This window comes from Microcoleus sp. LEGE 07076 (assembly GCF_015207455.1).
GTDB lineage: Bacteria > Cyanobacteriota > Cyanobacteriia > Cyanobacteriales > Microcoleaceae > Microcoleus.
On sequence record NZ_JADEWV010000250.1, the window covers coordinates 1 to 7,503 of the forward strand.

Sequence of the window (7,503 nt, forward strand, 5' to 3'; positions counted from 1 at the left end):
CTATAGCCCGTCCAGGACGGGCTATAGAGCCCATCCCACAATTATGTGTAAATTATTTAATTCGCGATCCTTAAATTGATTCAGGAGTCTGGGGCGATCGAACCCTCGCTGCCGCGGGCCGGCGCGTTCCCGTTGGCATCGCCTAGTTGCATCCGCACGTCATCGATTGTCTGATTTAGCTGGGCAATTTTATCTTCCAAACTCAGCCTTGCTACTTCCATCCCTTCGGCTTCGAGTTGGCTGGCTTTCCTCTGGCGGATCTTTCTTGTCTTTGCTTCTGAAGGTTCACTCAGCAAAGCTTCAGCAGCGCGCCGCGACAGCACTGCGCCCAAAACTGCGCCCACCAAGCCTCCAACTGCCGCTCCGGCAATAAATCCCCCTGTAAAACCCTCTCGATTGCTCATGGCTCAACTCAACTGCGCGATATTTCCGTGATTTATTTATTTTGACACTATCGGCTGGAGAAACCGGCAGACGATCGTTCTACTTTAGATTTGAGACTTCGGCGCGAGAAGTTGGCTTAGCGTCGAAGGATTTGAGATTTGAGATGGAAATGCCAATCGCCAAAAACGATCGGGAAACACCTTACCCAAAGAAGCTTCAAGTCGGTTAATTGGCCGGTAAGGCGAGAATTCCCACTTCCGAGTTGAAGCGGATCATCTCCAAAGATCGATCGCCGTAAAGGTCTTCAATGTGTTCCTTGCAGCAGTCGATCGCGAAATCGTTCAATTGGGCCGGCTCAATGCCGTACATATCCTGAAACACTTCCTCGTCTACCCGACAAAAGCGCGGTCGATCGGCATATATTCCGCATTCTCGCGTAGCTCTGTCAAAATTGATACACCAACCGTCATCTCCGACCAAGCTCAAATATAGTTCTAATTCCTCAGCAGACAAATACTCGTCCAAGTCAGGGCGCTCGGTTGGTTCTAGGTAACAACAAGCACCGCACTGCTTTACGCAACGCCAATTCGCCATAGTTCGTTCGATTTAAGATTAGAGATTTGGCCCGGGCTCGGGAAAAATCCGAAACCGCAGGTGATTTGAGCTTTTCAAGTATATCAAGTGCCAGCACCGGAGGCGGAAAGTCTCGGTTTCGGAGTCTCTCCCTGTTTCCTTCTGTCGATCGACACAGCAGTTTTTGACTTGGATTTGCGATTGCTGGGAGGTCGATCGTTCTTTACATTTTGTTGAATTTTGTAAACTTCCTTAAAAAATAGGGACGATCGCCCGGTAAAATCAGAAGCGGATTTTCTAATTCAACAATCTAGACTTAATCACTACAGTCAGGAGGACACATGGACTTTATAACGGATCTTTTCAGCGGGCTGGGCGGTGTCAACTACCAACTCATTGTTCAGGTAGCTTTACTTGCAGCCGTCGTGCTCAGCGGCCCGATCGTGATTTTTCTGCTGGCAGCTAAAGGCGGCGACTTGTAATTATAACACGCGCTCGGGCGATCGAGAATTGGGAGTTTTGAACTTTAAATTATGATGCAAAATTCCCAAAGCTCGATCGCCAATTTTCCCCGAGACACGAGCTTTCTTATCAAATATCCAGCTATCAAATACCCAGGGCGTGTTTAGCAGTTTGAATCAAATTCTCAAAAAAAGGTAGAGATACATCGACTTCTCTAGCATCTTGGCGGGAGTTGCCCAAGAAACCGACGTTTTGTCCAGGTGCAACAGCCAGAACTTGGCCTTGAGAGTTACGAATTCTCAACTCCTCCTGAGCTCCTGCGGGAGACAGACTGCAAGAATAAGTGCGATCGCAATAATCAAACTCAACCTTTCCAAACATCGGCCGCCTCGAACTAGCAGCATTTGCCGGCAGCCGAACACCCAACAACTCTAACTCAACCGATGTCTTGCCATTAAAACTATTTTCCCGCAATCGGTAAGCAATATCCACCCGCCGAGGCAAAGGAAAATATTCGCCCCAACGCCAAGCAATCCCCTTCACGCTAGCCGAGCCTTTTTCATCTTGAATTGCAGTTAGTTTAACATGACCTCCTTTGCCAACAATTTTTTGTTCAGAGATGCAAACATTAGGCGTCCAAAATATAGGAGCCTTATTTTCAATCCCGCAAGGCTCCAGAGCATCAATTTGTCGGTAAAGGTCGAGATTAATCTCAGCAAAATCTGCTCGGACATCGACACAAACCAGCGGCTTAAGGTGTTCCGGCTGCAAACATTGATTAGCAAAAACTGACAGTTGACTGCCAAATTGTGCGAGATTCTCGGCCGGCATAGAAAAACCGCCAGCCGCTTTGTGGCCACCAAATTTAGTTAACAAATCAGCGCAAAAATTCAGCCCGTCAAATACATTAAACTCAGGAATTCCCCTCGCCGAACCCCGGATAATTTTACCCGTACCGGAGGGCGGGCCAGGGGGCACCGCCCCTACAGCCTCATCATCCTCAAAAGTACCGATAAAAACCGGTACACCGTAACGTTCCACCAACCGAGAAGCCACAATCCCGATCACCCCGTGATGCCAACCGGGCTGTACCACAACTAACACCCGTTCTTGCTGCAAATTTAGACCGCTTTTCTGGCACCAGGCGATAGCTTCCTGCTCAATTTCCTGGCACAACTCCTGTCGGCGCTGATTAATTTGTTCGCACTGCATCGCGTTTTTGAGAGCCAATTCGCGATCGTCCGTCGTCAGCAACTCTATCACAATTTGAGGGTCAGCCAGCCGCCCCACAGCATTAATCCGCGGCCCCAACCTAAAACCAATATCTTCAGGCTTTAACGTATTTTGAGTAGGGGCGGTGCCCCCGTGCGGGCCCTTGAGTTTTGAATTAAAAAGAGGTAAAGTTTCCGCACTTGGAGCCTGCACTCCCGCCACCTGAATTAAAGCCTGAACCCCCGCCAATTGCGAATGAGGCAACAGCCGCAAACCCCGCTTGACCCAGCGGCGATTAACCCCAGTCAAAGGCGCTAAATCCGCAATAGTTCCCAAAGTAAATAACTCCAGCAGCGGATTCACCAACCCGCCCACTTTCTGCATATCAATCGCCAAAGTAATCGCCAAAACATAAGCAACACCTACTCCAGCCAAGCCGCGATAAGGCGAAGATTCCGCAATTAATTTCGGATTGAGAATAGCATCGGCCCGCGGCAGTTTTGGTGGCAAATCGTGGTGGTCTGTAATAATAACTTTGACACCGAGTTCTCGCGCTCTCTCCACCGGGCCAAAAGCTGCAATACCGTTGTCAACAGTCAGAATCAGAGCGACACCTTCAGCGTGAAACTCTTCTACAATGCGATCATTAATCCCGTAACCTTCCCGCATCCGGCTCGGAATAGCATAATCCACATTTGCGCCCAGAGCCCTGAGAGCTCGCAGCAACAAAGCCGTGCTCGTCATCCCGTCAGCATCGTAATCGCCGCAAATCGCAATTTTCTGCCCTCCAGAAATTGCCTCTCGCAACAATTTGACACTCGCAGCCAAATCGGGAAACTCATCCATTGGCGCGGGCAAAACCAGAGATTCCGGTTCGATAAACCCTTGCACTTCTTCAACAGAATCGATGCCGCGGTTAATCAGTACCTGTGCTAGCAAAGACGACAAACCGATTTCTGCCGCAAACTGTTCGGCTTGCTGCGGTTGAGGCGAATAAATTTGCCACCGTTGGTTCGGCAATCGGTGAGAATCGGGGGGCAAAGATGTCGGTAGCTCTTGCACGGAAGCTGAGGTATTAAAGATACACAACCAATCTTACCTAATTAAGTGCATCAGTCAATCAATCAATTTTAGATTTTAGATTTTAGATCGATCGTAAAGATGAGTTTTTTGGGTAAAATCCAAAGGTTGTTTGTAGGAAAGCTTTTTTCGGAAGCTCTCACCGCACCCCAATAGGGATATCAGCGCCCGATAGAAGTTGTGAAAAGCCCCAATTTTAGATTAAAGTTCCAACCCCCAGATTGCATCTGCCCTTGTCAATCGCCAATCGAAAATAGACTGTGGGCGCAGACGAGTAATTTAATTTTATGAGGAGAATTGCATGAGTGTCGATCGACCGGCTTGGTTTAAAATTGCATTACAGGTTCGAGGGTCTGTCATTCTCTCAATTTTGCCCCGGGTTTTGCTGTGCGGCGGGTTTGGAGTTTTTATTTCCGTGCTGCACTTTTTGAAATTGCCTGTTTCCTTGCCCATTTTGTCAAGTATTGTACCGAGTATTGTGCTGGGTTTACTGTTAGTTTTTCGGACAAATACAGCCTACGAACGATTTTGGGAAGGTCGGAAAATGTGGGGAACTTTAGTCAACAACGTCCGCAACTTAGCGCGCCAAATCTGGGTAGCAATTCAGGAAAAAGACCCGCAGGATATCGCCCTAAAAAAGTCAGTCCTGCGCCTGTTACCTGCCTTTGCAGTATCGATGAAATTGCACTTGCGAAAAGAAGTAGTAAATTCAGAATTAGAGCCGTTGATGTCTCCGTCGCAGTATCACAAGCTCAAGTCGATGAACAATCCGCCGCTAGAAATTGCTTTTTGGCTTGAGGATTATTTGCACGAGCAGTACGAGCGCAATTGCCTCGATGTCTATCAGCTAACTGCTATGAAGGAGTTAATAAACTCTATGATAGATGTATTAGGCGGCTGCGAGCGGATTTTGAAGACGCCTATCCCTTTGGCTTACACGATTCACCTGAAACAGCTATTGTTGCTTTACTGTTGGGCACTGCCCTTTCAAATGGTGAACGAGTTGAGTTGGGGAACCGGTCCAGTTGTAGCTTTAATTAGTTTTACTTTGTTCGGCATCGAAGAAATCGGCCTCGAAATAGAAAATCCCTTCCAACACGATCCCAATGATTTGCCTTTGGACAATATTTGTGTTACCATGCAGCGCAATATTGACGATTTAGTTGGTTTATCTCCTAGCGTTCACAAACAAGTCAAAGATAAGTAGAGTCCTCAGTCATTAGTCATCAGTAACTGTAGGGTGTGTCGCTCTTAAAAATTACTAAAAAAATCGATAATTGAGCGAGCGACGCACCTGAGCAACGAGTGAAGTAACTGTAGGGTGTGTCGCTCTTAAAAATTACTAAAAAAATCGATAATTGAGCGAGCGACGCACCGGAGCAACGAGTGAACTGTAGGGTGCGTCGCTCTTAAAAATTACTAAAAAAAATCGATAATTGAGCGAGCGACGCACCGGAGCAACGAGTGAAGTAACTGTAGGGTGCGTCGCTCTTAAAAATTACTAAAAAAAATCGATAATTGAGCGAGCGACGCACCTGAGCAACGAGTGAAAAGTAGGGGCTGGTTCACCAATAATCCTGACAGTGCAGACAGATTGAATAAACCCGCCCCCGCCCCACCAGCAAAACCCTTTACTAAAATTAATTTCTAACAATCAACCGCATCAACCCAGCTAAAACTAACAATAAAGGTGTCAGCAAATCTCCCCAGCGCACGTACAAAGTCTTAGTTTGCCGCCGATAAATAGTAGCATCTCGAACTTCATAGGTATTGAGTCCAGACTTCCAAACCGTCTCGCCGCGAGGATTTACAAAAGCAGAGTACCCTGTATTAGTTGCGATAACTGCCCATCTATCCGTTTCAATTGCACGCATCACATCAAGGGCGTGATGTTGGGCCAGCATCGGCGGTTTGTAATGGGCATTGTTGGAAGCTGTGAGCATGAATTCGCCTCCCTGGGCTGCTTGGTATCGGAAATTTTCAGCAAAGGCGGAATCGTAACAAATTCCGACAATGGCGCGGCCAAACGGCGTATCAAACAATTGTTTTGAGTTTCCCGGTACTAAACGAGCCTCTAAGGGAGACAGCCGATTGATAATCCCGCCTAAGATTTCGTAAAAAGGGATGTATTCGCCTAAAGGTACTAGCTTGAGTTTATCGTAGCGACCGACAATTTCTCCAGTGCGATCGATCGCCAATAAGCTATTTGCGAGACTATTCTCTTGTTGTGCGAATCCTCCAACCCAAGCCAAAACACCGCGTTCGAGAATAGCTTGATAAAAGGAAAGAGTGGAACGCTGATACTCGTTTGTCCAGATAAAAGGCAAAGCGGTCTCTGGAATTAACACAGCATCGACTTTTCTATCTGCTAACTGTTTGTACCCAGCGGTGTAACCTTCTAAAGCGCGCCGCCAGCCCCCGGAGTCAAACTTAATTTCGTTAGGAATATTGCCTTGAATAATCCCAATTTTTAAGGATGTTCCCGCTTCTTGAATTAAGGGCCGATTGTACAAACTCCAGCCTGCAATATGCAAAATTAAACACAAACCTGCCGGGAAAATATAAGCAATCCAATTCTTTCTTCTTCCGACTTTCCTCAGACTTCTTCCTTCAATAAAAGCTTCGGCAATTAAGCCGTTCACTGCTACAATGGCGGCTGTGACTGCGCTGGGGCCGGAGAGTTGACCGAGGTGCAATATTGCTAGATTGTGCGGGCTTTGGGTGTATGATAAAGATGTCCACCACAGCGAACCTGTACTCCAAATACTTTCTAGGGCGCACCACAAAGCTGTGCCGATTAAAACGCGAGTCACAGGCAAGATGCCTGTGCCACTAATTTTCTGGGAAATCACAGGCAAGATGCCTGTGCCACTAATTTTCTGGGAAATCACAGGCAAGATGCCTGTGCCACTAATTTTGGGAATTGCGATCGCAAATAGCCACGTCCAAACGGCAACTAATGCGGCTCCCCAAAGCGTGATGAATGTCCAGCAAAAAAGTGCGATCGCCAGACTGGGCCACCAAGGAACTCCCAACCAAGTCATCGGGTGTATTCCCATAATCCAAGATAGGGCTAATCCGTGATAGCCAATTCCCCACAGTACGGGAAGAAGCAATAATTCCGCCGAGCAAAATAATTTTTGTTGTTTTACTTCTGACTCTGGCTTTTGATAACTGACAACCATAACCCACAGCGGAACTAATGCAATCCAGGCTAACGGCCAAGCGTTGAATGGTGCTGTTGTCAGTGCCATCAAAATGCCGCTGAAAAATGCGATCGCCCAAGCTAATACTTGAGATTTCCCAAGCGCGAGTTTTTCAAATTTAAGCCGGTTGAATATTGCCACTTTGACGGTCGCCAAATATAATAATTCTTAATTAATATATCACGTCGGGTCAATTAACTGTTTGTAGTGAGGACTTCAGTCCGCATCCATTACCCGGACTAAAGTCCTCACTAGAAAGCAATTTGATTCCGATCGTTGCAGCGGAAATAAGATGAGAAATAAGTCTCTTAAGGAGCGAAAACTTAATAACTTAAACACCTCCTACAGTCCTCTCTCCTGTAAGTTGCGAGAAAGAAGGAGGCTCTTCCTCCGCACCTGCATTACCAGGCTCTTCCTGGTAACGAGCAAACAAAAAGCTAATTTTAGCTGTTGATTGAAGGAGCGATTGATTGAAGGAGCGATCGTTGCTACCGGGGTGACTTCACTGGCGGCTAAGGATCGCGAATTAAATAATTTACACATAATTGTGGGATGGGCTCTATAGCCCGTCCAGGACGGGCTATAG

Annotated in this window: 8 protein-coding genes; 3 read left to right on the plus strand and 5 right to left on the minus strand. The window is 47.0% G+C overall.

What is annotated here, in order from left to right; all coding sequences use genetic code 11:
- Positions 1–80: 80 nt before the first annotated feature.
- A complete protein-coding gene (locus IQ270_RS26130) occupies positions 81–404 on the minus strand; it encodes a hypothetical protein (protein ID WP_193976080.1) in 324 nt (107 codons plus the stop codon).
- Positions 405–445: 41 nt separating this feature from the next.
- Between IQ270_RS26130 and IQ270_RS26135 the strand changes: the two genes are divergently transcribed.
- Positions 446–613 (plus strand): hypothetical protein, encoded by a 168-nt coding sequence (locus tag IQ270_RS26135; protein ID WP_193976081.1) that lies wholly within the window; start codon positions 446–448, stop codon positions 611–613.
- Here the strand turns inward: IQ270_RS26135 and IQ270_RS26140 are convergent.
- Positions 610–978 carry a YkgJ family cysteine cluster protein gene (locus IQ270_RS26140; RefSeq protein WP_193976082.1) on the minus strand — a complete coding sequence of 123 codons (369 nt, stop codon included), beginning with the start codon at positions 976–978 and terminating at the stop codon, positions 610–612. The two genes, IQ270_RS26135 and IQ270_RS26140, sit on opposite strands and share 4 nt — an antisense overlap.
- Positions 979–1,298: 320 nt before the next feature.
- Between IQ270_RS26140 and IQ270_RS26145 the strand changes: the two genes are divergently transcribed.
- Positions 1,299–1,439, plus strand: coding sequence for a photosystem II reaction center protein Ycf12/Psb30 (locus IQ270_RS26145; RefSeq protein ID WP_193976083.1), 141 nt, complete (start codon positions 1,299–1,301; stop codon positions 1,437–1,439).
- Between the two features lie 124 nt (positions 1,440–1,563).
- Here IQ270_RS26145 and IQ270_RS26150 read toward each other — a convergent pair whose 3' ends face one another.
- Positions 1,564–3,693, minus strand: coding sequence for a DHH family phosphoesterase (locus IQ270_RS26150; RefSeq protein WP_193976084.1), 2,130 nt, complete (start codon positions 3,691–3,693; stop codon positions 1,564–1,566).
- Between the two features lie 319 nt (positions 3,694–4,012).
- Here IQ270_RS26150 and IQ270_RS26155 point away from each other — a divergent pair, with 319 nt between their 5' ends.
- Entirely contained in the window at positions 4,013–4,918 is a 906-nt protein-coding gene (locus IQ270_RS26155) for a bestrophin family protein (protein WP_193976085.1), read from the plus strand.
- 433 nt (positions 4,919–5,351) lie between these two features.
- Here the strand turns inward: IQ270_RS26155 and lnt are convergent, their stop codons facing one another.
- Complete coding sequence (lnt, locus tag IQ270_RS26160) at positions 5,352–7,058, minus strand: apolipoprotein N-acyltransferase (RefSeq protein WP_339384345.1); 1,707 nt, start codon at positions 7,056–7,058, stop codon at positions 5,352–5,354.
- Positions 7,059–7,259: 201 nt separating this feature from the next.
- A partial coding sequence (locus IQ270_RS31500) for a hypothetical protein (RefSeq protein ID WP_228056711.1) occupies positions 7,260–7,503 on the minus strand: 244 nt, incomplete at its 5' end.

Excerpts from the sequence above, each read along its gene's own strand:
- IQ270_RS26130 (WP_193976080.1), bottom strand. The coding sequence starts at position 404 with ATGAGCAATCGAGAGGGTTTTACAGGGGGATTTATTGCCGGAGCGGCA.
- IQ270_RS26140 (WP_193976082.1), bottom strand. The coding sequence starts at position 978 with ATGGCGAATTGGCGTTGCGTAAAGCAGTGCGGTGCTTGTTGTTACCTA.
- IQ270_RS26145 (WP_193976083.1), top strand. The coding sequence starts at position 1,299 with ATGGACTTTATAACGGATCTTTTCAGCGGGCTGGGCGGTGTCAACTAC.
- IQ270_RS26155 (WP_193976085.1), top strand. The coding sequence starts at position 4,013 with ATGAGTGTCGATCGACCGGCTTGGTTTAAAATTGCATTACAGGTTCGA.